This window comes from Streptomyces sp. NPDC028368, from assembly GCF_055565615.1.
This window is the reverse complement of the sequence record NZ_JBVHTY010000002.1, coordinates 612,092-636,845: the sequence shown is the minus strand read 5'-3', so window position 1 is coordinate 636,845 and position 24,754 is coordinate 612,092. Positions and strand designations below refer to the sequence as shown.

The 24,754-nt window shown below is 71.7% G+C and carries 20 protein-coding genes; 9 read left to right on the top strand and 11 right to left on the bottom strand.

The genetic code is table 11. The features are described 5' to 3' along the window. Positions 1-52 precede the first annotated feature (52 nt). Entirely contained in the window at positions 53-3,022 is a 2,970-nt protein-coding gene (gene uvrA, locus ACZ4S3_RS06315; protein ID WP_467926743.1) for an excinuclease ABC subunit UvrA, read from the bottom strand. 288 nt (positions 3,023-3,310) lie between these two features. Further along, entirely contained in the window at positions 3,311-4,036 is a 726-nt protein-coding gene (locus ACZ4S3_RS06310; RefSeq protein ID WP_467926738.1) for a TetR/AcrR family transcriptional regulator, read from the bottom strand. A 48-nt stretch (positions 4,037-4,084) separates the two neighbouring features. On the opposite strand from ACZ4S3_RS06310, the gene ACZ4S3_RS06305 reads away from it, so the two are divergent. From ACZ4S3_RS06305 to ACZ4S3_RS06295, 3 genes are all read left to right on the top strand, one after another. After that, entirely contained in the window at positions 4,085-5,635 is a 1,551-nt protein-coding gene (locus tag ACZ4S3_RS06305) for an FAD-dependent monooxygenase (protein WP_467926734.1), read from the top strand. A gap of 120 nt (positions 5,636-5,755) precedes the next feature. After that, complete coding sequence (locus ACZ4S3_RS06300; RefSeq protein WP_467926730.1) at positions 5,756-6,499, top strand: maleylpyruvate isomerase family mycothiol-dependent enzyme; 744 nt, start codon at positions 5,756-5,758, stop codon at positions 6,497-6,499. A gap of 9 nt (positions 6,500-6,508) precedes the next feature. Beyond that, a complete protein-coding gene (locus ACZ4S3_RS06295) occupies positions 6,509-7,165 on the top strand; it encodes an MBL fold metallo-hydrolase (RefSeq protein WP_467926726.1) in 657 nt (218 codons plus the stop codon). Between the two features lie 41 nt (positions 7,166-7,206). On the opposite strand, the gene ACZ4S3_RS06290 is transcribed toward ACZ4S3_RS06295, so the two are convergent. From ACZ4S3_RS06290 to uvrB, 4 genes are all read right to left on the bottom strand, one after another. After that, a complete protein-coding gene (locus ACZ4S3_RS06290; RefSeq protein WP_467926723.1) occupies positions 7,207-8,190 on the bottom strand; it encodes a TerC family protein in 984 nt (327 codons plus the stop codon). Between the two features lie 251 nt (positions 8,191-8,441). Further along, the gene (locus ACZ4S3_RS06285; protein WP_467926719.1) at positions 8,442-10,394 is read right to left on the bottom strand and encodes a TerD family protein; all 1,953 of its coding nucleotides are present in this window, start codon (positions 10,392-10,394) and stop codon (positions 8,442-8,444) included. A gap of 104 nt (positions 10,395-10,498) precedes the next feature. After that, the gene (locus ACZ4S3_RS06280) at positions 10,499-11,077 is read right to left on the bottom strand and encodes a TerD family protein (RefSeq protein WP_467926715.1); all 579 of its coding nucleotides are present in this window, start codon (positions 11,075-11,077) and stop codon (positions 10,499-10,501) included. 147 nt (positions 11,078-11,224) lie between these two features. Further along, entirely contained in the window at positions 11,225-13,351 is a 2,127-nt protein-coding gene (uvrB, locus tag ACZ4S3_RS06275) for an excinuclease ABC subunit UvrB (RefSeq protein WP_467926710.1), read from the bottom strand. A gap of 530 nt (positions 13,352-13,881) precedes the next feature. Here uvrB and ACZ4S3_RS06270 point away from each other — a divergent pair. The 3 genes from ACZ4S3_RS06270 (at position 13,882) to ACZ4S3_RS06260 (ending at position 16,072) form a co-directional block, all read left to right on the top strand. Beyond that, complete coding sequence (locus ACZ4S3_RS06270) at positions 13,882-14,766, top strand: glycerophosphodiester phosphodiesterase (RefSeq protein WP_467926707.1); 885 nt, start codon at positions 13,882-13,884, stop codon at positions 14,764-14,766. 114 nt (positions 14,767-14,880) lie between these two features. Beyond that, the gene (locus tag ACZ4S3_RS06265) at positions 14,881-15,480 is read left to right on the top strand and encodes a methylated-DNA--[protein]-cysteine S-methyltransferase (protein WP_467926702.1); all 600 of its coding nucleotides are present in this window, start codon (positions 14,881-14,883) and stop codon (positions 15,478-15,480) included. A gap of 49 nt (positions 15,481-15,529) precedes the next feature. Beyond that, positions 15,530-16,072 (top strand): DUF1697 domain-containing protein, encoded by a 543-nt coding sequence (locus ACZ4S3_RS06260; protein WP_467926697.1) that lies wholly within the window; start codon positions 15,530-15,532, stop codon positions 16,070-16,072. Positions 16,073-16,094: 22 nt separating this feature from the next. On the opposite strand, the gene ACZ4S3_RS06255 is transcribed toward ACZ4S3_RS06260, so the two are convergent. Then, positions 16,095-16,565, bottom strand: coding sequence for a type II toxin-antitoxin system PemK/MazF family toxin (locus tag ACZ4S3_RS06255; protein WP_467926692.1), 471 nt, complete (start codon positions 16,563-16,565; stop codon positions 16,095-16,097). Positions 16,566-16,742: 177 nt separating this feature from the next. On the opposite strand from ACZ4S3_RS06255, the gene ACZ4S3_RS06250 reads away from it, so the two are divergent. Then, on the top strand, positions 16,743-18,173 hold the full coding sequence (locus ACZ4S3_RS06250) for a WGR domain-containing protein (protein WP_467926688.1): 1,431 nt from the start codon (positions 16,743-16,745) through the stop codon (positions 18,171-18,173). A 21-nt stretch (positions 18,174-18,194) separates the two neighbouring features. On the opposite strand, the gene ACZ4S3_RS06245 is transcribed toward ACZ4S3_RS06250, so the two are convergent. The 4 genes from ACZ4S3_RS06245 to ACZ4S3_RS06230 all read right to left on the bottom strand — a co-directional run bounded on the left by ACZ4S3_RS06245 (position 18,195) and on the right by ACZ4S3_RS06230 (position 21,400). Continuing rightward, a complete protein-coding gene (locus ACZ4S3_RS06245; protein WP_467926684.1) occupies positions 18,195-18,872 on the bottom strand; it encodes a nucleoside/nucleotide kinase family protein in 678 nt (225 codons plus the stop codon). A 41-nt stretch (positions 18,873-18,913) separates the two neighbouring features. After that, on the bottom strand, positions 18,914-19,360 hold the full coding sequence (locus ACZ4S3_RS06240) for a hypothetical protein (protein WP_467926682.1): 447 nt from the start codon (positions 19,358-19,360) through the stop codon (positions 18,914-18,916). Positions 19,361-19,459: 99 nt separating this feature from the next. Then, positions 19,460-20,299, bottom strand: a complete 840-nt coding sequence (locus ACZ4S3_RS06235) for an IclR family transcriptional regulator domain-containing protein (RefSeq protein ID WP_467926678.1) — start codon at positions 20,297-20,299, stop codon at positions 19,460-19,462. 156 nt (positions 20,300-20,455) lie between these two features. Beyond that, positions 20,456-21,400 carry a quinone oxidoreductase family protein gene (locus ACZ4S3_RS06230; protein WP_467926673.1) on the bottom strand — a complete coding sequence of 315 codons (945 nt, stop codon included), beginning with the start codon at positions 21,398-21,400 and terminating at the stop codon, positions 20,456-20,458. 723 nt (positions 21,401-22,123) lie between these two features. On the opposite strand from ACZ4S3_RS06230, the gene ACZ4S3_RS06225 reads away from it, so the two are divergent. Beyond that, a complete protein-coding gene (locus ACZ4S3_RS06225; protein WP_467926670.1) occupies positions 22,124-23,509 on the top strand; it encodes an FAD-dependent monooxygenase in 1,386 nt (461 codons plus the stop codon). Positions 23,510-23,632: 123 nt separating this feature from the next. Beyond that, positions 23,633-24,709 carry an RNA ligase (ATP) gene (locus ACZ4S3_RS06220; RefSeq protein ID WP_467926667.1) on the top strand — a complete coding sequence of 359 codons (1,077 nt, stop codon included), beginning with the start codon at positions 23,633-23,635 and terminating at the stop codon, positions 24,707-24,709. Positions 24,710-24,754: the final 45 nt, after the last annotated feature.

Here is a 24,754-nt window from a genome sequence, read left to right as displayed (position 1 = left end):
GCAGACGCGGGTACGTACGGCGGCTTTCGGCCGTACGTACCCGCGCCGGGCGTCAGGTGAGCCGGCGGGCCCGCGCCGCCGCCTTCTTGGCCACGGTCTTCTTCGCCGCCGCCTTCTTGGCCACGGCCTTCTTGGCGGCCGGCTTCTTCGCCGCTCCGGTCACCGTCGTGGCATCGCTGACGCGGTCGCCGAGGATCTCCCGCAGGAACTTTCCGGTGTGGCTGGCCGGGACCGACGCGATCTCCTCCGGCGTGCCCTCGGCGACGACCAGTCCGCCGCCGTTGCCGCCCTCGGGTCCCATGTCGATGACCCAGTCCGCCGTCTTGATCACATCGAGGTTGTGCTCGATGACGATCACCGAATTGCCCTTGTCGACCAGCCCGGCCAGCACCGTGATCAGCTTGCTGATGTCCTCGAAGTGCAGACCGGTGGTCGGCTCGTCCAGGACGTAGACCGTACGGCCCGTGGAACGCTTCTGGAGCTCGCTCGCCAGCTTCACGCGCTGCGCCTCACCGCCGGAGAGGGTCGGCGCCGACTGGCCGAGGCGGACGTACCCGAGGCCGACCTCGTGCAGCGTCTTGAGATGCCGGGAGATGGTGGGCACCGCCTCGAAGAACTCCAGCGCCTCCTCGATGGGCATGTCCAGCACCTCGGCGATGGACTTGCCCTTGTAGTGCACCTCCAGCGTCTCGCGGTTGTAGCGCGCGCCGTGGCAGACCTCGCACGGAACGTACACATCCGGCAGGAAGTTCATCTCGATCTTGATCGTGCCGTCGCCGGAGCAGTTCTCACAGCGGCCGCCCTTGACGTTGAAGGAGAAGCGTCCCGGCAGATAGCCGCGGACCTTGGCCTCCATCGTCTCCGCGAACAGCTTGCGGACATGGTCGAAGACGCCGGTGTACGTCGCCGGGTTGGAGCGCGGTGTCCGGCCGATGGGCGACTGGTCGACATGCACGACCTTGTCGACGAGGTCGTCGCCGTCGACGCGGGTGTGCCGCCCGGGGACCGACTTGGCGCCGTTCAGCTCGCGCGCCAGGTGGGTGTAGAGGATGTCGTTGACCAGCGTCGACTTGCCGGAGCCGGAGACGCCGGTGACGGCGGTCAGCACCCCCAGCGGGAAGGAGACGTCGATGTCCTGGAGGTTGTTCTCCTTCGCGCCGTGCACCGTCAGCTGCCGGGCCGGGTCGGCGGGCCGGCGGATGTCGGGCATCGGGATGGACCGCTTGCCGGACAGATACTGCCCCGTGATGGACTCCTTGTTGGTCAGCAGCTGCTTGAGCGGGCCGCTGTGCACGACCTTGCCGCCGTGCTCACCCGCGCCGGGGCCGATGTCGACGACCCAGTCGGCGGTCTTGATGGTGTCCTCGTCGTGCTCCACCACGATCAGGGTGTTGCCGAGGTCACGCAGCCGTACCAGGGTCTCGATCAGCCGGTGGTTGTCGCGCTGGTGCAGGCCGATCGACGGCTCGTCCAGGACGTAGAGCACGCCCACCAGGCCGGAGCCGATCTGGGTGGCGAGCCGGATGCGCTGGGCCTCGCCGCCGGAGAGGGTGCCGGCCGCGCGGTTCAGGGAGAGATAGTCCAGGCCGACGTCGACCAGGAACTTCAGCCGTTCGTTGACCTCCTTGAGGACCCGCTCGGCGATCTTCTTCTCGCGGGCGTCGAGCTTCATCTCCCGCAGGAAGTCGGCGCAGTCACTGATCGACATGGCCGCGACGTCGGCGATGGACCGCTCCTGCACCGTGACCGCGAGCACTATCGGCTTGAGCCGGGTGCCCTCACAGGTCGGGCAGGGCACCTCGCGCATATAGCCCTCGAAGCGCTCGCGGCTGCTGTCGCTCTCCGCTTCGGAGTGCCGCCGCTTGACGAACGGCAGGGCGCCTTCGAAGGGGGTGGTGTAGGCCCGCTGGCGGCCGTAGCGGTTGCGGTAGCGCACCTCGATCTGGGTCTTGTGGCCGTGCAGCAGGGCCTTCTTGGCGCGGGCCGGGAGGCCGGCCCAGGGGATGTCCGTACGGAATCCGAGGGCGTCCGCCAGGGCGTCGACCAGGCGGCCGAAGTACTCCTTGGTGTGGCCGCCCGACCAGGGGTGGATGGCGCCGTCGTCGAGGGAGCGGTCCTCGTCGGGGATGATCAGCTCGGGGTCGACCTCCATGCGCGTGCCGATGCCGGTGCAGTCCGGGCAGGCGCCGAAGGGCGAGTTGAAGGAGAAGGAGCGCGGCTCCAGCTCCTCGAAGGACAGGTCGTCGTAGGCGCAGTACAGATGCTCCGAATACATCCGCTCGCGCTGCGGGTCGTCCGGGTCGAGGTCGACGAAGTCGAGGATGACCATGCCGCCGGACAGGCCGAGGGCGGTCTCGACGGAGTCGGTCAGCCGCCGCTTGGCGCTGTCCTTGACGGTGAGGCGGTCGACGACCACCTCGATGGTGTGCTTCTCCTGCTTCTTCAGCTTCGGCGGCTCGGAGAGCTGGATGGTCTCGCCGTCGACCCGGGCCCGGCTGTAGCCCTTGGTCTGCAGATCCGAGAAGAGGTCGACGAATTCGCCCTTGCGCTCGCGGACCAGCGGGGAGAGCACCTGGAAGCGGCTGCCCTCGGGCAGCTCGAGGACCTTGTCGACGATGGCCTGCGGCGACTGCCGGGCGATCGGGCGGCCGCACTCGGGGCAGTGCGGCTTGCCGATCCGGGCGAACAGGAGGCGGAGGTAGTCGTAGACCTCGGTGATCGTGCCGACCGTGGAGCGGGGGTTGCGGGACGTCGACTTCTGGTCGATCGAGACCGCGGGGGACAGGCCCTCGATGAAGTCCACATCGGGCTTGTCCATCTGCCCGAGGAACTGCCGGGCATAGGAGGAGAGCGACTCGACATAGCGCCGCTGCCCCTCGGCGAAGATCGTGTCGAAGGCGAGCGAGGACTTGCCCGACCCGGAGAGCCCCGTGAAGACGATGAGGGAGTCGCGGGGGAGGTCGAGCGAGACGTTGCGGAGGTTGTGCTCGCGAGCGCCACGGACGATGAGACGGTCGGCCACGCCGGTCGGCACCTTTCTTGGAGAGGGGCGGGAGCCGCGGCTCTGCGTCCGCCGCTCGGTGAGCGAGCAGAGGCGGCGGAGCGGAGCGGAGCCCCCGCCCCAGGGTATGGGGACCGCCGCGGCACTGTCTTTGTGATGCCATAACGAGCCTATAGCACGTGCATTCGATTTACGGTACGCGCAAGCTCTCTTCACCCGAACGTGTGGCGGCCCCACAACCTTCCCGCCCCCGCCCCTCCCCTCGTACGCCAGGTCAGTGACCCCGCCCCGCCGGCCCGGCCCCCCGGCTCAGCCCCCGCCGGGCAGCGCCCGCTCCAGCGCGTCGAAGGTCCGCCGCAGCACCGCTTCCTGGTCAACGGCCACCGCATCGGCCGGGTCACCCCCCAGCTGCCGGGCCGCGGCACCGGCGTACGCGACGCGGTACGCCGCGATGATCAGCGCCGCGGCCAGCCGGGAGTCCTCGGGAGAACGGCCGCCCGCCCCGGCCCCCTCACCCGCCGCCTCCTCCAGCAGTCCGGCCAGTGTGTTCTCGATCTCCTCGACCGCCTCGCGCCCCCGCGCCCGCAGCGCGGGCGAGTCCAGCACCGTGCGCCAGAAGTACTCGAACCCCTCCCCCACGCCCGCCAGCGGATGCCGCTGCGCCAGCAGGCCGAGGGCGAGCCGGCGGAGCGCGGCGAGCGGCGTCCGCCCCGCCGGGCGCTCCCGGACCGCGCGGGTGATCAGCTCCTGCCCCTCCGGGATCCGGTCGAGGAAGAGGTCCTCCTTGCGCGGGAAGTAGTTGAAGACCGTCATCGTGGACACCTCGGCGGCGCGCGCGACCTCGGCGACCGTGACGTTGTCGAAGCCGCGCTCGATGAACAGCAGCGTGGCCTCGCCGGAGATCCGCTGCCGGGTCCGCAGTTTCTTCCGCTCGCGCAGCGTCAGCCCGTCTCCCTCGGCGTACCCGTCGCCCTCGGCGCGCCGGCCCTCCTCCGTGTGCCCCGCCTCCGCGGAGACCCGCTCTTTTTCTCCCATGCTCTAAATTTTAGCCACAACAAACTTTTAGTGACTACACTTCCTTCCATGAGCCATGACGCAGACGTAGTAGTGGCAGGGGGCGGCCCGGTGGGGCTGATGCTCGCCTGTGAGCTCGCACTGACGGACGTAACGGTCGTCGTCCTGGAGCGGCTGACCGAAGTCGATACGACGATCAAGGCCGGGGCGATCAACTCCCCCAGCGCGGAAGCCTTTTACCGGCGCGGGATGCTGCCCGACCTGATGGAGGTGCAGCGCGCCGCCCTCGAGAAATTCAGCTCGTTCATGCGGCAGCGGCAGGTGTCCGGCGCCTCCCAGGTGAAGCCGCCGCCGAAGTTCGCCGGGCACTTCGCGGGCATCATGCTGCGCGGCGACCTCCTGGACGAGTCGGACCCGGACTTCGGCTCGACCGGCCCCGCCGACGACGTCGGCCTGATACCCCAGGAGGCCCTGGAGCGGCTGCTCGCCGCCCGCGCCGCCGACCTGGGCGTCGTCCTGCGCCGCGGTGTGACGCTGACCGGCTTCGACGCCGACGAGGAGGGCGTGCACGTCCACACCTCCGACGGCTCGCTGCGTACCGGCTGGCTGGTGGGCTGCGACGGCGGCCGCAGCACGGTCCGCCGGCTCGCCGGTTTCCCGTTCCCCGGCACGGCCCCCGAGATCACCGGCCATCAGGCCATCGTCGAGCTGACCGGCGCCGACGCCCTGGGAATCGGCTGGAACTGGACCGAGACCGGGACGTATGTGCACGGCCCGGTGCCCGGCCGGATCCTGACCGCGGAGTTCGACGGACCGCCCGCGGACCGCGAGGCGCCCATCACCGCCGAGGAGTTGCAGACCTCGCTGCGGCACGTCTCCGGCGTACCGGACGTCACGGTCACCAAGGTGCACTCGGCCACCCGCTTCACGGACAACGCCCGCCAGGTGCCCGACTACCGCTCGGGGCGGGTGCTGCTGGCCGGTGACGCGGCGCATGTGCACTCGCCGTTCGGCGGCCAGGGCGTCAACCTCGGCCTCGGCGATGCGATGAACCTGGGCTGGAAGCTGGCCGCCACGGTCCGGGGCTGGGCGCCGGAGGGGCTCCTCGACACCTACACCGCCGAGCGGCACCCCATCGGCGCGTGGGTGCTGGAGTGGAGCCGGGCCCAAGTGGCGCTGATGCGGCCGGAATCGCATGCCCGCGCGCTGCGCGAGGTGATCGCGGAACTGACCGGCACGGTCGACGCCACCACCTTCTTCGCCAAGAAGATTTCCGGCGTCTGGCAGCGCTACGACCTGCCGGGCGACCATCCGCTGACCGGACGCAGCGCACCCGACCTGGAACTGTCCGACGGCACCCGGCTCGCCGACCTGCTCCACCGCGGACAGGCCCTGTTGCTCGATCTCGCCGACGACCCCGAGCTCCGTGCGCGCGCCGCCGGGTACGGCGGCCGGGTACGGGTGCACACGGCCGCCTGCACCGGGCGGCCCGGCCTCACCGGCCTGTTGGTGCGCCCGGACGGCTGCACCGCCTGGGCGGCCGACGCCGGAGGCGCAGCGCAGGGGCTCGACGCAGCCCTGCGCCGGTGGTTCGGGACGCCCGACGGCGCGGCGTCCTGAGGAGAGGGCGGACGGCGCGGCGCTTTCCGGCCTGCCGCCCGCCCCTCCACCGCCACCGCGTACGCCCCGCAGAACGTCGGCAGCCTCCCGAACTCGCCCCGGTGGCGCTAGCGTCGGAGTATGACCGACACCGCGCCAGACTTCCCGCGCGACACGAGCGCCGTCCGCGAGGCCACCGACCGGCTCCTGATCTCGGCCGGCAAACTGGACGACGAGGCGATCGCCGAACCGTGCCTGCTCCCCGGCTGGACCCGCGGCCATCTCCTCGCCCACCTCGCGCGCAACGCGGACGCCCTCGGCAACCTCCTCACCTGGGCTCGTACGGGCGTCCCCACTCCCATGTACGCGAGCGAAACGGCCCGCGACAGCGACATCGAGCGGGACGCCGACCGCCCGCTGGCCGACCACCTGGAGGACCTGCGGGAGAGCGCCGCCCGCTTCGACGCGGCGGCAAGGGCCCTGCCGGACAGCCGCCGGGCCTACGAAGTCGAGATGCGCAACGGCGTCGTCGAGCGCGCCGAGCGCCTGGCGCTGCGCCGGCTGGCCGAGGTCGAGCTGCACCACATCGACCTCGGTGTCGGCTACTCCCTCGACCAGCTCGTGCCCGGGTTCGTCGAGCGCGAACTGGACTTCCTGGCCACGGTGAAGTTCGCCGGGCACCCGGATCTGCCGGCCCTGGAACTGCGGACCCACGACGGCCGCAGCCTGCGCACCGGGCGGCCGGTCTCCGGGGCGGGCGCCGGGGCCGTGCCCCTGGTGGTGACCGGCTCCGCGGCCGGCCTGGTCGGCTGGCTGACCGGACGCGGTGACGGCGGCGGACTCGATGTCTCCGGCTCCGCCCTGCCCGAGGTCCCCCCGCTCTAGAGTGGATCCATGGCCTACAGCGGAGCAGTGAAGGTCGGCGGACCGGCCGACGTGCATGAACTGACCGACCTGATGATCTCGAAGGTCGCGGTCGGCCCGATGAACAACAACGCCTATCTGCTGCGGTGCCGGGCCACCGACGAGCAGCTGCTGATCGACGCGGCCGCCGAGCCGCACACCCTGCTCGCACTGATCGGCGACAGCGGCATCGCCTCCGTGGTCACCACGCACCGGCACGGTGACCACTGGGGCGCGCTGCGCGAGGTGGTCGACGCGACGGGCGCGCGGACGTACGCGGGACGGTACGACGCCGAGGGCATTCCGGTGCCCACCGACGTCCCGCTCGAGGACGGCGACACCCTGACCGTCGGCCACGTCGAACTGACCGCCCGCCACCTGGTCGGCCACACCCCGGGCAGCATCGCCCTGGTCTACGACGACCCGCACGGCGCCCCGCATCTGTTCACCGGGGACTGCCTCTTCCCCGGGGGCGTCGGCAACACCTGGGGCGATGCCGAGAACTTCGCCGCCCTGATCGACGGCGTACAGACCAAGCTGTTCGACCGGCTGCCCGACGAGACCTGGGTCTATCCGGGCCACGGCGACGACACCACGCTGGGCGCGGAGCGGCCGCATCTGGCCGAGTGGCGCGAGCGCGGCTGGTAGGCCCGTAGCCGTACGGGACACCAGCCGCGCGGGCGTCACCGTCAGGCGTGGATGTCGTCCCTGGCCCTCGCCTCGGCCGCCGTCTGCTTCTTCGAGGAGCGCAGGCTGGTGATCGTCGTGACGACGAGGACGGCGCAGATGACGCCCAGCGAGACCGGAATGCTGATCTCCGGAACGCTCACCCCCGACTCGTGCAGCGCGTGCAGCACCAGCTTCACGCCAATGAATCCGAGGATGACCGACAGGCCGTACGAGAGGTGGACCAGCTTCTTGAGCAGCCCGCCGATCAGGAAGTACAGCTGCCGCAGGCCCATCAGGGCGAAGGCGTTGGCGGTGAAGACGATGTACGGGTCCTGGGTGAGGCCGAAGATCGCCGGGATGGAGTCCAGCGCGAAGAGGACGTCGGTGGTGCCGATCGCCAGCATGACGATCAGCATCGGCGTCATCAGGCGTCTGCCGTTCTCGACGACGAACAGCTTGGTGCCGTGGTAGGTATCGGTCGACGGGAAGCGCTTCTCGACCAGCTTGAGGAAGCGGTTCTCCTCGAACTCCTCGTCCTGCTCCTCGGCGCGGGCCTCCTTGATGAGCTTCCACGCGGTCCAGATGAGGAACGCGCCGAAGAGGTAGAAGATCCAGGAGAAGTTGGCGATGATCGCCGCGCCGGCACCGATGAATCCGGCCCGCAGCACCAGCGCGATCAGCACACCGACCATCAGCACCCGTTGCTGATAGATCGTTGGGACCGCGAACTTCGCCATGATCAGGACGAAGACGAAGAGGTTGTCGACGCTCAGGGACTTCTCGGTGATGAAGCCCGCGAAGAACTCACCGGCCGGGGCGGCGCCGCCGAACAGCAGCAGCCCGAGGCCGAAGAGCGCGGCCAGCGCGATCCACACGCCGGTCCAGATTCCGGCCTCCTTGAGGGAGACCTCGTGCGGTTTGCGGCCGCCGATGAAGAAGTCGGCGGCAATCAGGGCACACAGACCGAGAATGGTCAGCGCCCACAGGGTCAGGGAAACGTCCACTGCTCCTCCGGCAGAGTCGTACGGCACTCACAGCGTCGTCGCTGCCGGAGGTCTCTTCCACCCGGGACCACGCCGATCGCGGTCACTGCACCGGGCCGACGCCCCGGGATCTCGTCACACTCGAATCCGTGATGACGGGTACGTCGTAGCAGGGATAGCAGGAATACTCCCCTCCGCACTTGAAAGAGTAAAGGAAGACCAAGGAAGAGTAAAGGGAAGGGTAAATTCGCTGGTCAGGTGGCTGGAGTGGGTCAGTGACGGGGTGCGGGGCGGGCCTTGGCGAGACGGCCGAGCACCTGCCGCAGCACCTGACTGCCCCGCGGGGCGAGGAGCGGCTCGTACGTCCAGGCGTGCCCGACCCAGGGGTCGGCCAGGTGGGCGTCGGGCACCGGCGTGATCCGCAGCAGGGACCGCCACAGCGGATCGAGGACCGGGCCGTACTCCTGGGCCTGGGCGCGGTCGGCGACCATCAGCAGATGCACCCCGACCGCCGGTCCCTCGTCGGCCAGATAACGGAGCTGGGTGACGGCGCGGTCGTCGAAGCCGTGCGGGAAGTCGTGCACGATCAGCAGCTGTTCGGCGATGTCGACGTCCGGCGGCAGGGAATCGGCGGCGCGGTTGCGCACCGCCATCTGAACGAGGTCCACCCGCCGGGTCAGCGCCTCCAGGGCCGTGGCCACCCCCTGGGCGCCGGCCGCCGGGGGCTCGCGCAGCGCGCCGGTCTCCAGCAGCGGGGCGAGCGCGGGCACGGCCGTACCGCCGGGATCGATGACCTGGACGGCGAAGTCCCCGGCCGGATGGACGGCGAGCAGCCGGACGGCGACCGCGACGGCGGCCTCCAGGGCACCACGGCGCAGCTCGGCCTCGTCCGGCGGCCCGTCGGTGAGCGCGCTGCCCAGCTCCCGGCGTGGATAGTCGCGCTCCAGGTCCAGGCCGTGGGCGTAGGCGGCCGGCCCGCTGTCGATCCACAGCCCGCGCTCCAGAGGGAGGCGTACGAGCATGGGGATGCGCAGGTCCAGGACCTCCGGGAGATGCAGATCGCCCAGCCGCAGCGCCATCGGCGGCTCCAGCGGGACGTGGTAGCCCTGCCAGACGGGGCTGTCCCAGCGGGCGAAGGCGGGCGGCAGCGCGGGTTCGACCACGTCCGATTCGGCGGCGAGCTGGGCGAGGTCGCGGTCGAGGGCGGCGCGGGCCTGGGTCACCAGGGCGGCGTGCTTGTCGCGGGCGGTGGCGCGGGCGGCGTCGGCGGCCGTGCCGAGGCGGCTGCGCGGGTCGGCGAGGGCCTTGTCGAGCTCCTGCTCCAGGCGGGACTCGGCGAAGTCGCAGGCGCTGCGGTAGGCGGCCACCGAGCGGGCCAGATCCTCGAACATCCCCCAGACCTGGTTGTAGAGCCGCTCGTCCATGCTCCACCCCGCGGCGTCACCGGCCACCGGGGCCGACGGGCCGTCCGGCGGGGCGGGGGCGGCGGAGGGCGCGGGTGCCGGCGTGGTGCGGCGCCCGGGGTGGTGGTAGTCGATGGGTGCGCCGCCCTTCGAGGGCGCGGCGGCGTCCGCCGGGGCCGCCGCGCTCTGCTCGCCGCGGCCGGCCGCCACCGATGGGGGTACCCCCTGCTCGAGCAGCGCCGAGAGCTTGGGGGAGGGCACCGCGCGGGCCTGGCCCAGGCTGACCGCCTCCTCGATTCGGTCGGCCAGCTCGGCCGCCTGGGGCAGCCCCTGGTCGCGCAGCATGGCGACCAGGCCGTCGGCGTAGCCCTGGCCGACCGCGCGCACCTTCCAGGCGCCCTGCCTGCGGTAGAGCTCCACGGCGACGACGGCGGACTCGGCGCCCAGGCCGGTGATGGTGTAGCCGGCGATCGGAGTGCCGTCGAGGCCGGTGACCGCCACACGCGGCGCGTCGGCCGCGCCGAAACCGGTGTGTCCGCCGGCCCCGGTGGGCAGCGCGAGCAGCACGCTCACCCGGTGGACGGCGTCCGGCAAGGCGTCGAGATCCACCGCGACGCGGTGCTCGGACGCGGCCTGTCGGGGGACCTCGATGCCCGTGCGGCGGGGCGCCCCAGGATGGGCCACCGCCTCGACGCCCGGGAGCCTGCCCTGCTCATCGCCGAGCGTGACCCCGGCGATGACGGGGCCGCCCGCGGTGACACGGATCTCCACCCGGGTTCGGTCCAGTGGATGGTTCTGCCCACGGACCAGCTCGGCCGTCATTGTTGTTCCCCCTGGTTGGCGTACGTCCCGGGCCGGGCGTCGGGCGGGCCGCCCGGGGTACGGCGGCGGCGCGGCCCGGTGCGCGCTGCCGCTGTGGTGCGGTGTTACAGGTGCGGCAGCATCGCGGGCACCAGGTCCTGGAACGTGCGGCCGCTGGAGGGCGCACCGATGGCGGTCATCGCCCAGCCGCTGCCCGCGCGGTGCACCTTGGACATGACCTGCGCGGTGTAATTGCCGCCGCCGGTGAGGGTGTAGCGGGCCAGCTCCTGGCCGTTGGTCTCGTCGACCAGCCGGCAGAAGGCGTCCTGCACCTCGGCGAAGGTCTGGCCGGTGAAGGAGTTGACGGTGAAGACGATCTGGTCGATGTGCACCGGCACCCGCGCCAGGTCCACCACGATCGCCTCGTCGTCGCCGCCCTGGCCGGCGCCGCCGACCCGGTTGTCGCCGGTGTGCCGCACCGAACCGTCGTCGCTGACGAGGTGCTTGAAGAAGACGACATCAACGGGGTTCTTGTCGGCGAAGAGCACCGCCGAGGCGTCGAGGTCGATCTCGTTGGTACGCCGGCCGAACAGACCACGGCGCGGCGCCGAACGCCAGCCCAGGCCCATCCGCACCGCGGTCAGGGTGCCTCCGTCGGACTTCTGCAGGCTGATGCCCTGCCCCTTGGACAAATTGACGGTCACGCGCCGTTCCCCTCTCCGTACGTCCCCGCCCGCATTTCCGGCGGTGCCTTCGACCCTACGCATGACGGCGGGGCGGGGACGTCACGGTGCCGCGTTTTGTGGCGCTTCTGCAACACACCCGCCCGCGCCGACGTGCGGCGACGCCCGTCACCTCACCCCGGCCTCCTTCATTTGCCGCAGCTCCTTCTTCAGTTCACCCACCTCGTCGCGGAGCCGGGCCGCGACCTCGAACTGCAGCTCGGCCGCGGCGGCCCGCATCCGCTCCGTCATCTCCTCGATCAGCTCGGCCAGTTCGGCGGCCGGACGGTCCGTCAGGGCCGCACCGCCCTTGCCGCCCTTGCCCTTCGCGCCGAGCGCCGGCACCGGGGCCTTGGCGCCCTTGCCCCCCGCCCCCTCGGAAGGCTTGCGGTACGCCGTGCCGAGCAGCTCCTTGGTGTCGATCTCCTCCCGGGCGATCGTCGCCACGATGTCGCCGATCTTCTTGCGGAGCGGCTGCGGGTCGATGCCGTTCTCCTTGTTGTACGCGAGCTGCTTCTCCCGGCGGCGGTTGGTCTCCTCGATGGCCCTCTCCATCGCCGCGGTGATCTTGTCGGCGTACATGTGCACCTGGCCGGAGACGTTACGGGCGGCACGTCCGATCGTCTGGATCAGTGCCGAACCGGAGCGCAGGAAGCCCTCCTTGTCGGCGTCCAGGATGGCCACCAGGGACACCTCGGGGAGGTCGAGGCCCTCGCGCAGCAGGTTGATGCCCACCAGGACGTCGTACTCGCCGGCACGCAGTTCCCGCAGCAGCTCCACGCGCCGCAGGGTGTCCACGTCGCTGTGCAGATAGCGGACCTGGATGCCGAGCTCGAGGAAGTAGTCCGTGAGGTCCTCGGCCATCTTCTTGGTCAGGGTCGTGACCAGGACGCGCTCGTCCTTCTCCGTGCGCTTGCGGATCTCGTGCACCAGGTCGTCGATCTGCCCGTCGGTGGGCTTGACGACGACTTCCGGGTCGACCAGGCCGGTCGGGCGGATGATCTGCTCCACGAAGCCGTCGCCGCGGGCGAGCTCGTACTTGCCGGGGGTCGCGGACAGATAGACGGTCTGGCCGATGCGCCCGAGGAACTCTTCCCACTTCAGCGGCCGGTTGTCCATGGCCGAGGGCAGCCGGAAGCCGTGGTCGACGAGGGTGCGCTTACGGGACGCGTCGCCCTCGTACATGGCGCCGATCTGCGGGACGGTGACATGCGACTCGTCGATGACCAGCAGGAAGTCGTCCGGGAAGTAGTCGATGAGGGTGTTGGGCGCGGAGCCGGGCTCGCGGCCGTCCATGTGCATCGAGTAGTTCTCGATGCCCGAGCAGGAGCCGATCTGCCGCATCATCTCGATGTCGTACGTGGTGCGCATCCGCAGCCGCTGGGCCTCCAGCTGCTTGCCCTGCTTCTCCAGCGTGGCGAGGCGGTCGGCCAGCTCGGCCTCGATCCCGGCGATGGCCCGCTCCATGCGCTCGGGCCCGGCGATGTAGTGGCTGGCCGGGAAGATGTACAGCTCCCGGTCCTCGCTGATGACCTCGCCGGTGAGCGGGTGGAGCGTGGACAGCGCCTCGACCTCGTCGCCGAACATCTCGATCCGCACGGCCAGCTCTTCGTAGACCGGGAAGATCTCGATGGTGTCGCCGCGCACCCGGAACGTGCCACGGGTGAAGGCCACGTCGTTGCGGGTGTACTGGATGTCGACGAAGCGGCGCAGCAGCTGGTCGCGGTCGAATTCGTCGCCGACCTTGAGGGGCACCATCCGGTCGACGTACTCCTGCGGCGTACCCAGGCCGTAGATGCAGGACACCGAGGCGACCACGACGACGTCGCGCCGGGTGAGCAGCGAATTCGTCGCGGAGTGGCGCAGCCGTTCCACCTCCTCGTTGATGGAGGAGTCCTTCTCGATGTACGTATCGGACTGCGGGACGTACGCCTCGGGCTGGTAGTAGTCGTAGTAGGAGACGAAGTACTCGACGGCGTTGTTGGGCAGCAGCTCGCGGAATTCGTTGGCGAGCTGGGCCGCGAGGGTTTTGTTGGGCGCCATGACGAGCGTCGGGCGCTGCAGCTTCTCGATCATCCACGCGGTGGTGGCCGACTTGCCGGTGCCGGTCGCGCCCAGCAGGACGACATCCTTCTCACCCCCGCGGATGCGCTGCTCCAGTTCGGCGATGGCCGCCGGCTGGTCGCCATTGGGCTGGTAGGAGCTGACGACCTCGAAGGGCGCCACCGTGCGTTCGATCTTTGATACGGGCCGCATGGGATCCACCGTACGACCCCGCACTGACAACCGGTGCGGCAAACCATGTGACCAGCGGCTTCGCCCGGATGGCCGCATCGTGGTGCGGGATCTGGCCGGCCGGCTCGCGCCGCCTCGCCGCGGCCGCCTCCGGCCCTCGGCCGGGTGGGGCCGGCGGCGCGGTCCGGCGGGGCTGACCTCGCCGGGACCGGCCCCGAGCCGGGTGCGGCGGGGGTGACCGGGGCGCGAGGGGGCCTGAGCCCGTGGGGCAAAACCGGTCACAAGCGCGACGGGTGACGAGGCATCGGTCGAGATGCGCGCAGGCCGTGGCTCCGGCAAGTTGGACGGCGTCGGGCGCACGTCTGTGGCACTGCGGTTACGGGCATCCTGCAACTACGGCGCTCACACACGGAAGACCGGCCGCTTGTCGTTCAGTCCCCGGCCATCCTCCGACCACCTACCGCTACGGCCCGGCTGCGAGCCTCCACCCGTATGACCGGTGCACGTCACTCCAGGTCAGCTCACGTCCCCCGACGTCACGAGGAGTCCGTATGCGTATTCGCCCCGTCGCCACCGTCGTCGCCGGTGCGCTCATGGGTCTGTCCTCGCTGGTCCTCCCCGCCTCCGCCGCGCAGGCCGCGACCGGCGGGCACAGGACGCTCACCATCGCCCATCGCGGCGCCCCGACGCACGCCCCCGAGAACACCCTCGCCTCCATCGACGCGGCCCGGCGGCTCGGCGACCTCTGGGTCGAGAACGACGTCCAGCGCACCAAGGACGGCGAGCTGGTCATCCTGCACGACAACACGCTGGCCCGGACCACCAACGTCGAACAGGTCTTCCCCGACCGGAAGCCCTGGAACGTCAAGGACTTCACCCTCAACGAGATCGACAAGCTGGACGCGGGCAGCTGGTTCAGCCCGAAGTTCGAGGGTGAGCGGGTGCCCACCCTCGAGGAGTACATGGACGAGGTCGAGGAGAACGGCCAACGGCTCCTGCTGGAGCTCAAGTCGCCGGAGCTCTACCCGGGCATCGAGCTGCAGACCCTGACGGAGCTGCGCCGCCAGGGCTGGCTGGACAGGAGCCACGTCAAGCGCCGCCTGATCATCCAGAGCTTCAACGCCGACGCCATCAAGACGGTGCACGGCCTGCGGCCGGACATCAAGACGGGCTTCCTCGGCAATCCGTCGGTCGCCGACCTCCCCGAGTACGCGGAGTTCTGCGACCAGATCAACCCCAACTACACGACGGTGACCCCCGCCTACGCCGACGCCGTCCACGGCCTGAAGGGCGCGCACGGCCGGCAGCTGCAGCTGTTCACCTGGACCGTGGACGACGGCGCGAAAGCCATCGCCCTCGCCCGGATGGGTGCCGACGGCATCATCAGCAACAAGGCCGACGAGATCCGCGAGGCGCTGGATACCAGCGACGACTGACCGCGCCGGACGGGCGGCGGGAGGGGGCGGGGCGGGCAGCGGAAGCGCTCTCCCGCCCGCTCCCGTTCGCGGCTGTACCGGCGCATTGTCGGTGCCGGGACCTACTCTGATCACGTGACGAATTCTGAGCACGCCGCCGGCCCGGCGACGCCGCCGGGCCCGGGGCCGGACGCGGACCGCGCACCCCGTCGGGACTGGGCCTGGACGCGGCTGGAGACGCCCATCGGGCCGCTGCTGCTGGCCGCGACGGCGGACGGCCTGGTCCGGGTGGCCTTCCATGCCGACGAGCGAACGTGCCGGCGTGAGCTGACCCGACTGGAGCAGCGCTTCGGCGGGCCGCCGCTCCCCGGGATATCCCCTCTGGCGACGGCCACCGCCGAGCTCACCGCCTATTTCGCCGGCGAGCTGCGGACCTTCACGGTGCCCCTGGACCGGTCGCTGTCGTCCGGTTTCAACGCCCGGGTCCTGCAGGCCCTGGCCGACGGCGTCCCCTACGGCAGCGTCGTCAGCTATCAGGACCTCGCCGACCGGGTCGGGGAGCCGGGTGCCGCCCGCGCGGTGGGCGCGGCGATGGGCTCCAATCCGCTCCCGGTCGTCGTGCCCTGCCACCGGGTCGTGGCCGGCGACGGCGGGATCGGCGGCTTCGGCGGCGGCCTGGAGGCCAAGCGGCTGCTGCTCGCGCTGGAGGGCGTCCTGCCCGCGCCGCTGTTCTGACCGTGTCCCCCTCTCCCGCCGGCGTCCGGCTCCTACGAAGGGCAGTGCCATGTCCCGTCAGATCGCTCTGCTCCGCGCCATCAACGTCGGCGGGCACAACTCCTTCCCCAAGGCGAAACAGCTGGAGCTGGCCGAGTCCCTGGGCTTGCGGGACGTCTCCGTCCTGCTGCAGACCGGCAACATCGTCTTCGCCGACCCCGGTACCGCGCCACCGGAGACGGCCCGGCTGATCGGCGACAAGATCGCCGCCGACCTGGGCCTTACGGTGCCGGTCGTCGTCCGGACCCGGGACGAGCTGGCCGCCGCCGTCGCCGCGAATCCGTTTCCGCAGGCCGTGGCGGAGCCCAAGAGCCTGCATGTCACCTTTCTGGCGGCGGAGCCGGCCGACACCTCCCGGCTGGACGCGCTCGGCGGGGCGGCCTTCGCGCCCGATCAGTTCCGGCTGATCGGGCGCGAGCTGTACCTGTGGTGCCCGGACGGCATCGGCCGCTCCAAGCTCGCCGCGGCGGTGAGCCGCGCCCCGCTCGGGGTGACGGCCACCGCCCGCAACTGGAACACCGTCACCAGGCTCCTGGCCCTGGCGGACGTCTGACCGCCTCCGGTGTCCGGGGCCGTCAGCGCCAGCCGTAGCGTTCGCGCAGCCGGTTGACGACCAGGTTGAAGCGGCCCCGGTCCAGTGCGCAGGCCTCGCGCCGCATCCCTTCCGGGTGCACCCGCAGCACCCGGTCCACCGCCACCCAGGAGTCGCGCCCGGCGCGGTCCCACGGGCCGGCCCCGATGGGGACCCACTCCCGGTCGTTGTTGTGCCGCTTGCTGGACAGCTGCACGGCCAGCAGGGTGCCGTGCGTCTCGCGGGCGACGACGAGGACGGGCCGGTCCTTGCCGCGGCCGTCGTTCTCCTCGTACGGCACCCAGGTCCACACGATCTCGCCGGGGTCCGGGTCGCCGTCGTGGTCGGGTGCGTAGGAGGTCTGGACGGTGCCGACGGAGCGCGGCAGGGCCTCGGCGGTCGCGGTGGGCCCCGCGCGGCCGGGCAGCGCCGCGGACTCCTCGGATGCGTTCGATGAAGTGGGTGAAGTGGTCACGGCCTCACGCTAACCTCCGTCGCCGGCGCGGTGATCAGCGGTCCGCGGCCGGCGGGCGACGGGCGACGGGCGACGGGCGACGGGCGACGGGCGACGGCCGATTGTCAGTGGTCGGCCGTACGGTTTTCAGCAGCGGGGGAAACGGTCGCCGGGACCGCCCGGGGAGGGGAGTTCACCATGTCCGAGACCACCACGTATCTGGAGCTGTCCCAAGAGGACGGCGGGGCCCACAAGTTCTACGAGGTGTCGGTGTCCGGCACGGTCGTCTCGGTGCGCTACGGCCGGATCGGCGCGGCCGGCCAGCAGCAGACCTCGACGTTCCCCACGCGGGAGAAGGCGCAGGCCGCGGCCGCCAGGAAGATCGGCGAGAAGGTCCGCAAGGGTTATGCGCCGGCCATACAGGGGCAGCGCGCGGCCCGTGCGGTGACGCGGCGTCAGGTGACCTCCGCGCCGTCGACGGCGCGTGCGGTCGCGCCGGTGCTGTGGCGGTTCCGTACGGGCGCCTCGGCGTTCGGGATCCATATCGCCGAGGACCGCTGCTGGGTGGGAAACCAGAACGGCGATGTCTACACCCTCGGCCACGACGGAGAGGTGCTCGCCCGCTATCAGCTCCCCGACGGCGTCAAGTGCCTGGTGGCGGACGATTTCTGGATCTACGCCGGCTGCGACGACGGCACGGTCTACGACCTGTCCTCGAAGCTGCCGTTCGCCGCCTACGGCATCGCGCCCGACGTCGACATCTTCTGGCTGGACATCCACGAGGGCATTTTGCATGTCGCCGACCGCAACGGCGGGCTGACCGTCATCGACCACGAGGACGAGTACCAGTGGTCGCGGCGCAGCGCGGGCGAGCATGCCTGGATGGTGCGGCGCGACGAACACGCCGTCTATCACGGCCATCGCCGCGGCGTCAGCGCCTATCGCGCCGACGGCGGCGGCGAGTTGTGGCACACCCCGACCCAGGGCGCGGTGCTCTTCGGCTGGCAGGAGGACCGCTCGGTGTACGCCGGCACGGACCGGCGCGTCGTCCAGCGGCTGGCGAAGGACACCGGCGCCGTCGAAGCCACCTACCTCTGCGACACGGTCGTCTACTCGTGCGCCACCGCCCCGGGCGGCCGCTATGTCTTCGCCGGCGACTCGGCCTCCTCGGTGTACTGCTTCGCCGCCGACGGCACCCGGCTGTGGAAGCTGGGCACGGGCGGTGGCTCGGCGCTGTCGATGCAGTATCTGGACGAGAAGCTGTACGTGGTGACCACCGACGGCTCTCTGGTGTGCGTGGACGCGAGCGACGCGGCCATCGCCGCCGCCCGGTCGGGCACGGTCCCCGTCGCCCGGGACGTCAAGTCTGCCGCCGCACTGCCCACGTACACGCCGTCCGCCACCGTGCAGACGGTGACCGCCGCCGCGGCCTCCGGGATCGTGGTGGAGTGCGTGCAGGAGGGCGGCCGGCTGCGGGTCCATGTGGTCTCCGAGGGCTATGAGCCGTCCTGGAACGTCCAGTTCCCCCGCCACATACGCCGCCCCGGGGTGCGGTATGCCGTCGAGGGACTGTCGCCGGCCTCGGGCGGTTTCTACCGCGTCCGCGGCGAGATCCGGCAGCTCGTCTGACGCCCGGGGGCCCGGCGGCGCTCAGCGCAGCCCGGTCCAGGCCGGCCGGCGTGGGTCGTCGGCCCGTACGACGACATCCGCGATCTCCTCCGGCCGCGTCCCGGCCTCGTAGCGGGCGAACGCGGGCAGCGTCCAGTGCTGGTCCTGCGGCATACGACGGGCGAGCGCGGCGGGCGACAACTTCAGGTGCACGCAGAGATCGAAGGGGAACCCATGGCCGAGCAGCAGCGGCCCGTGCAGCAACAGGACACCACCGGGCGGCAGTTCCACGTACCCGCTGCGGGTGGCCCGGTCCGCGACGGGGTCCCACAGGTCCGCCAGCACGCGCCCGGTGCCGCCCGGCTCCAGCGGCCGGAACACCTCGCGCCACAGGGCCCGCCGGTCGAACCACTCGTCGTGGTAGGCATCGGGGTCCTCGTGGCCGTACTCCAGCCGCAGGGAGGCGGGGCGCAGAAAGCCGAAGGTGCCGGCCTTGTGCACCGCCCGCCCCCGGATCCGCAGCGCCTCGGCGAGGCGCCCGGCCAGCTCGCCCGGGGACGACGGGGATACCCCCTGCTCGAGCGGAGCGGAGAGCAGGGGGGCGGGAGCCCCGTCGAGGGCGACCCGCAGCCAGGGGCTTCCGTCCTTCGCCGTCATCGCGGCGATGTGCCCGGCGAGCGCGTCGGTCAGCCGTTCCCAGGTGATCGCTTCGAACCGCACCCCGCCATTGTGCCCGGCCGCCGGGCAGGGGCCGCGCCCGGTCAGCGGGGCGCCGGACGCTCCGGCGGCACGCCGATCGTGCCGCCGGAGACGGTGCCGACCTGGATCACCGGGCCGTGGTGCACCCCGCCGACGATGGAGTTGCTCACCCCGGGCGCCGGCCCCCGGTCCTGTCGGGGCTGCAACTCGTCCAGGAGGGCGCGCAGTTCGGCCGCGGCCTCAGGGTCGTCGCGCAGCAGGCGGCGCAGCCGCATCTTCCACGCCGCGGTGACGTCCGCCACGGCCTCCTCGTCGCCCTCCTCCCGTGCGGTGGCGAGATCGGCGCGCGATTCCTCCAGCTCTCCCTCGAGCGCCTCCTCGTCCACACCCCGGCGCCGGGCGAGGAAGGACACCATTCGCCGGCGTACGGCCCCCCAGCCCTCCGTCGCCATCTGCTGCACCAGCGTCGTCGCCCCCGCCGTAGCGAGCGCCACCAACTCCGCTTCCATCGGGCCCCCTTGCGTCATGTCCGCCGGTCATCCGGCTGCCGGTGTCACCGTAGAGAGGCGGCCCGCGTCATGACCAGTGGCCGGGCCGGTGTCCTCGGTTCAGGTCCCGTCCGTGGCCGGGCGGGCGGCTCCGTAGCGGCTGAGTTCGGCCGCCGCCTCCTTCGTCGCCTCGATGACGCTGTCGGGCGCCTGCGGCATCACGGACTTGAGCTTGAGGAGGAGGACCGCGCCCATGATGGAGCCGTCCCACATGATCGGTGCCGCGCAGGAGTTCCAGCCGGCCATGCACTCCTCGTACCCGAGGGCGTGGCCGAGGTCGCGGACCTCCGCCAGGGATCTCAGCAGCGCGGCGTTGTCCCGGAAGACGCCGGGACCCGCCTGGTCGGGTACGGGCTCGGCCAGCACCCGCTGCTGGAGCACCTCCGGCAGGTAGGCGAGGATCGTCCGGCCGGAGGCGCCGGTGCGCAGCGAGCGGGTCACGGACAGCACATCGCGGGGCGTCATCCCCAGCTCGGCGAGGTCGGAGTCGCCGACGGCCATGTCGATGCACTGGCGCTGCGCGCCGGAGAACGGCGCGACCATGTAGAGGAACGCCAGCCCGCCGTCGGTGGCCTCGCGCAGTGCGCGCAGCACCGACCGCGAGGTATCGCCGTCGAGGCGGTGGTCGAGCGCGGTGAAGGCCAGCTGGGCGGCGGAGGTCCGCAGCCGGTAGAGGCCGCGGTCCACCCTTTCGAAGATGCGCTGGTAGATACCGGACTGCAGGATGCGGTAGACGACGGAGTCGTCCAGGCCGGTGAATTCGGCTATCTCCCCCGGCCCGTGAGCGGATCCGCCGAGTTCGGCGAAGGCCGTCTGGACGAGGAAGACCCGCTCGGCATGGCTGGATCCCGACGTCCGCGACGGCGCCGTGGCTCCCGACACCTTGGTGCTGTTGCCCATCGTGTGTTCTCTCCCCTGGCGGTGTTCCGCGCCCGAAGGCGCACGGCATATGTGGTGCGAGCCGGCCCTCCCCTCACCCGCGGCGCCCGCTGCCGCCCCGGGCGGACGGCCGCGGGGCACTCTCCCGGAGCCGTTGTGCCCGTTCCGCGCCCCCGGCTACCGGGTGACGTCCAGGGCGAGCTTGCCCGTCGGGGTGCGGGCGGCCAGATCGTGGTGCGCCCGCGCCGCCTCCCCGAGCGCGTAGGGGGCGCCGGTCAGCGGCTTGAGCCGGCCGTCGGTCACGGCGTCGAACAGCGCCCGCATGGAGGTGGGCAGGGCCGTACGGTCCGCGTAGAGCTGCGGCAGCCAGAAGCCGCAGAGCGTGATGGAGCGCTCCATCAGGTCCCGGGCCGGCACGCTCGCCGGCTCGCCGCCGGCGAAGCCGTACACCGCCAGCCGGCCGCGCGGAGCGACGGCGGCGAGGGTCCGCGCGAAGGTGTCTCCGCCGGTCATCTCCAGCGCCGCCTGCACGGGGCCGCCGGCCGCTGCCATGATGCGCTGTGTCAGGTCCTGTGCCGTGGAGTCCACCGCCGCGTGGGCGCCCAGCTCCGTCGCCAGCTTGCGCTTGGCCTCGGAACCGGCGAGCGCGATGACCTTGGCGCCGGCCTGCGCGGCGAGCTGGACGGCCAGCGAGCCGACACCGCCGGCCGCGGCCGGCACGACGACGGTCTCGCCCTCGGTGATGCGCAGCGAGGTGAACAGCAGATGCCAGGCGCTGTTGCCCTGGAGGGCGAGCGCGACGGCCTGTTCGTCGGTGACGGCGTCGGGCACGTCCCAGGTGACGCGGCGGTGCAGCAGCGTCCGCTCGGCGTATCCGCCGCCCCGGGTCAGCCCGACGACGCGGCGGCCGCCGGTCACGGTTCCCACGACCTCGTTGCCGGGTATGTAGGGCAGTTCGACGGGCGCGAGGTAGGAGTCGTCCCGTACGTGCACGTCCGCGTAGTTGATGCCGGCGAGGGTCACGTCGACCAGCGTGTGGCCACTCCGGGGCTCGGGCTCGGGCACGTCCTCCAACCGCAGCACGTCCGGGCCGCCGAATTCTCGCATCACAATCGCGCGCACGACTCTCCCTCGGGTTCTCAGGTGCTGTGCCCGCACAGGGTAGGCACGGTGCCCGGCGGACCGCGGTCACCCGATCAATTCGCGCCAACCATCCGGCCTTTCACGCGCCGTCTTCCCGCCTTTCACGACGCATATCCGGCAGCTTTCTCACGACGCGAGAAAGCAATGTCCAGCTTTCCTCCCATTGCGCCGTTTTGCAGGAGATCTACCCATCGGTATCCCCGGGGTGGCTCCTACGCGTCCTTCGTTTTTTTCCGGCTACCGGAAGTGATCGCCGCCGCCTACGATCCGGAAATGTGTCCGCCGCCGACCGGATGTGACGGCCGCGCCCCCAGGCACGGTGCGCGTTCCGCGAGGCAGTCGCACTGGTCCGCTCCACCCGGTGATACGGGCGGGTGGCGGAGGGGGCGGCCCGGCGTGTGGTGGGGCGGGCACGGCCTGAGGGGGAATCATGATGGGGAAATCGGGGGGCGGCAGGCCGGCGTTCGCGCCGGCCTGCCGGGACCTTCAAAGGGCGCAACCACTGCCGTCGGCACCGCTGCGCCTCCTGCGCTCCGCCTCCGCATCCCTGCCCGCCTCGCTGACGGCCACGATCACGGCTGCCACCGACGCCGTCATCGCCGCCGCGCGCCGGCACTCCGGCATGAACGCGGCACCGCCCTTTCTGGAGGCGACCCGCTACCGCCGGGGAACGGCGCGCCCCCGCCGAGAAAGGCACTGCCCATGAACGCCTACAGCAGTACGAGCACCACCGGGCTCGAGTTCACCCACCCGCATCTCGCCGTGGTGCTGGGCGGCGGCTTCACCGGGATGCTCGCCGCCGCGGCGCTGGCCTCGTACGCCGATGTCGTCATCGTCGAACGGGACCGGCTGCCGCGCGCCCCCGCCCGGCCCACCGACCTCCCGCAGGCCCGGCACGCGCATCTGCTGTCCGCGGACGGTGCCCGGACGGTGGAGGAGCTGCTGCCCGGCGTCGTCGAGGGGTGGCTGGCCCAGGGCGCCCGCCCCATGCCGCTGCCGGCCGGGCCCGCCGGCCTCGCCCCGCAGGGCTGGTTATCCCGCCGGCCCGCGCAGTGCGTGATCGCCTGCTCCCGCGATCTGCTCGAGCGGACCGTCCGCGAACAGGTGACGGCCCTCCCGGGAGTCACCGTCCTCGACGGAACGGAAGGCGAGGATCTGACCGGCACCGCGGAACACATCACCGGGGTGCGCGTCCGGGACACCGTCACCGGCCGGGCCCGGCGTCTGGACGCCGACCTCGTCGTCGATGCGACCGGTCACCGCTCCAGCACACCCGGCCGGCTCACCGCGCTGGGCCTGCCCGCCGTACGCGAAGAGATCGCCGACGCCGGCATCGTCGCCGCCACCCGTATCTTCCGCGCCCCGGCCGGCACCGCGAACTGTCCGGTGATCACCGCCCGTTCGAGCTCCGGGAGCCACCGGATCCCCGGACGTACGGCGACCCTGGTCCCCATTGAGGGCGGCCGCTGGCTGGTCACTCTCACCGGCACCAGAGACGAGTGCCCGACCGAACACGCCGACCGTTTTGTGCCGTTCGCCCGCCGTATACCCCACTGCGTCATCGGCGACCTGATAGCCGACGCCGAACCGCTGAGCGAGGTCCGCGTCACCCGCGACACCGCCAGCCGCCTGCGGCGCTACGAACAGCTGCCGTCCTGGCCCACCGGGTTCGTCGCCCTGGGCGGCGCGGTGGCCGCGTTCACCCCCGATTACGGTCAGGGCCTGTCGATCGCCGCCCACAGCGCCCTTGTGCTGCGCGAGGCGGTGCGCCGGCGCGGGCTGGACGATCCGGCGCTCGCCCGCGCCGTGCAGCAGTCCCTCGCGCGCATCTCCCGGGCCCCCTGGACGGCCACCGGCCCGGAGCTCCCCTCCGCGCCCGCCGGGCCACGTCCCTCGGCGGCCACCCGGTTCGTACGCGGCGCCGTGAGCGGCGTCCTCGGCACCGCCATCGGCCGCCCCCCGGTCTGCCGCGCCTATGTCGACGTGGTCAAGCCCGGCCTGCCCGCGGCCCGTTTCGCGCGGCTGCCCGGCACGGTGCCCCTCACCACGCAGGCCCCGGCCGGGCGGCGTAAACCGGCCGGACGCTGACGGCCCGCCGCGCCCGGCAGGGAAAATCCGTTCGCCCGGCACCCGTCGGTCGATCACAGTGGTGACCGGGCGCCGCTCCACGCAGCGTCCCGGAACCGCTGTGAACAGAAACGGGGATCGGGCATGTCGACGCTGCGCGTCACGGTCGAGAAGGTAGCGATTCATGAGCATCCCAACGCCGATGCGCTGGAGCTCGCCCAGGTCGGGCTGTACCGCGCCGTCGTCGCCAAGGGGGCTTACCACACCGGCGACTTCGCTCTGTACATACCCGAACAGGCGGTACTCCCCCAGGAGTTGGTGGCCGAGCTGGGGCTGACCGGCAAGCTGGCGGGTTCCGCGGCCGACCGGGTCAAGGCGATCCGGCTGCGCGGCGAGCTGTCGCAGGGCATCGTCTGCCGGCCGAAGGCACTGGAGGGCACGGATCTGGCGCGGGCCGGCGAGGAGGGCACGGACTTCGCGGCGGAGCTCGGGATCGTGAAGTGGGTGCCGCCGGTGCCGGTTTCTATGAGCGGTGAGGTCGAGCCGGCGCCCGGACTGCTGCCGTGGATCGATATCGAGAATCTGAAGCGCTATCCGGAGGTGTTCACCGAGGGCGAGCCGGTCGCGGTCACGGAAAAGGTGCACGGCACCGCGTGCTGCCTGACCTACGATGCCGGCCACGATCGCGTCCAGATCACGTCCAAGGGGCTGGGTGCGCAGCGACTGGCCCTGGTGGAGGACCCGAAGAACCTGTACTGGCGGGCGGTACGCGCCCATGGCGCGGCGCATGTCGCGGCGGAGCTGGCCGTGGAGCTGGGCGCGTCGCGGGTCGGCATCTTCGGCGAGGTGTACGGCGATGGCGTGCAGGATCTGGGGTACGGCGCGGACAGCCGCCGGGCAGAGCCCGGGTATGCGGTCTTCGATGTCTCGGCGGAGGTCGGCGGGCAGGTGCGCTGGCTGACGCCGGAGGAGCTGGTGAAGGCGTTGGAGGGGCGGCTTCCGGTGGTGCCGACGCTGTTCACCGGCCCGTATGACGCGCGGCGGGTGATGGAGCTGGCCGAGGGGCGCGAGACGCTGTCCGGGCGCGCGGTGCACATCCGGGAGGGTGTGGTGGTCCGGCCGCTCGGCGACCGCTACAGCCCGGTGGTGGGCGGCCGCGCCATCGCCAAGGTGGTCGGCGGCGGGTATCTGACGCGCAAGGGCGGCACGGAGTACGAGTAGGCGCCCCCGTTGGCCGGCCCCGGCCGGCCAACGGGCCGAGCGCCG

Bases quoted from the DNA above. Each gene is read 5' to 3' on its own strand.
- ACZ4S3_RS06260 (WP_467926697.1), top strand. From the start codon at position 15,530: ATGTCCCGTCAGATCGCTCTGCTCCGCGCCATCAACGTCGGCGGGCAC.
- ACZ4S3_RS06225 (WP_467926670.1), top strand. From the start codon at position 22,124: ATGAACGCCTACAGCAGTACGAGCACCACCGGGCTCGAGTTCACCCAC.
- ACZ4S3_RS06270 (WP_467926707.1), top strand. From the start codon at position 13,882: ATGCGTATTCGCCCCGTCGCCACCGTCGTCGCCGGTGCGCTCATGGGT.
- ACZ4S3_RS06305 (WP_467926734.1), top strand. From the start codon at position 4,085: ATGAGCCATGACGCAGACGTAGTAGTGGCAGGGGGCGGCCCGGTGGGG.
- ACZ4S3_RS06300 (WP_467926730.1), top strand. From the start codon at position 5,756: ATGACCGACACCGCGCCAGACTTCCCGCGCGACACGAGCGCCGTCCGC.
- ACZ4S3_RS06240 (WP_467926682.1), bottom strand. From the start codon at position 19,360: ATGGAAGCGGAGTTGGTGGCGCTCGCTACGGCGGGGGCGACGACGCTG.
- ACZ4S3_RS06285 (WP_467926719.1), bottom strand. From the start codon at position 10,394: ATGACGGCCGAGCTGGTCCGTGGGCAGAACCATCCACTGGACCGAACC.
- ACZ4S3_RS06235 (WP_467926678.1), bottom strand. From the start codon at position 20,299: ATGGGCAACAGCACCAAGGTGTCGGGAGCCACGGCGCCGTCGCGGACG.
- ACZ4S3_RS06310 (WP_467926738.1), bottom strand. From the start codon at position 4,036: ATGGGAGAAAAAGAGCGGGTCTCCGCGGAGGCGGGGCACACGGAGGAG.
- ACZ4S3_RS06250 (WP_467926688.1), top strand. From the start codon at position 16,743: ATGTCCGAGACCACCACGTATCTGGAGCTGTCCCAAGAGGACGGCGGG.
- ACZ4S3_RS06295 (WP_467926726.1), top strand. From the start codon at position 6,509: ATGGCCTACAGCGGAGCAGTGAAGGTCGGCGGACCGGCCGACGTGCAT.
- ACZ4S3_RS06220 (WP_467926667.1), top strand. From the start codon at position 23,633: ATGTCGACGCTGCGCGTCACGGTCGAGAAGGTAGCGATTCATGAGCAT.
- uvrB (WP_467926710.1), bottom strand. From the start codon at position 13,351: ATGCGGCCCGTATCAAAGATCGAACGCACGGTGGCGCCCTTCGAGGTC.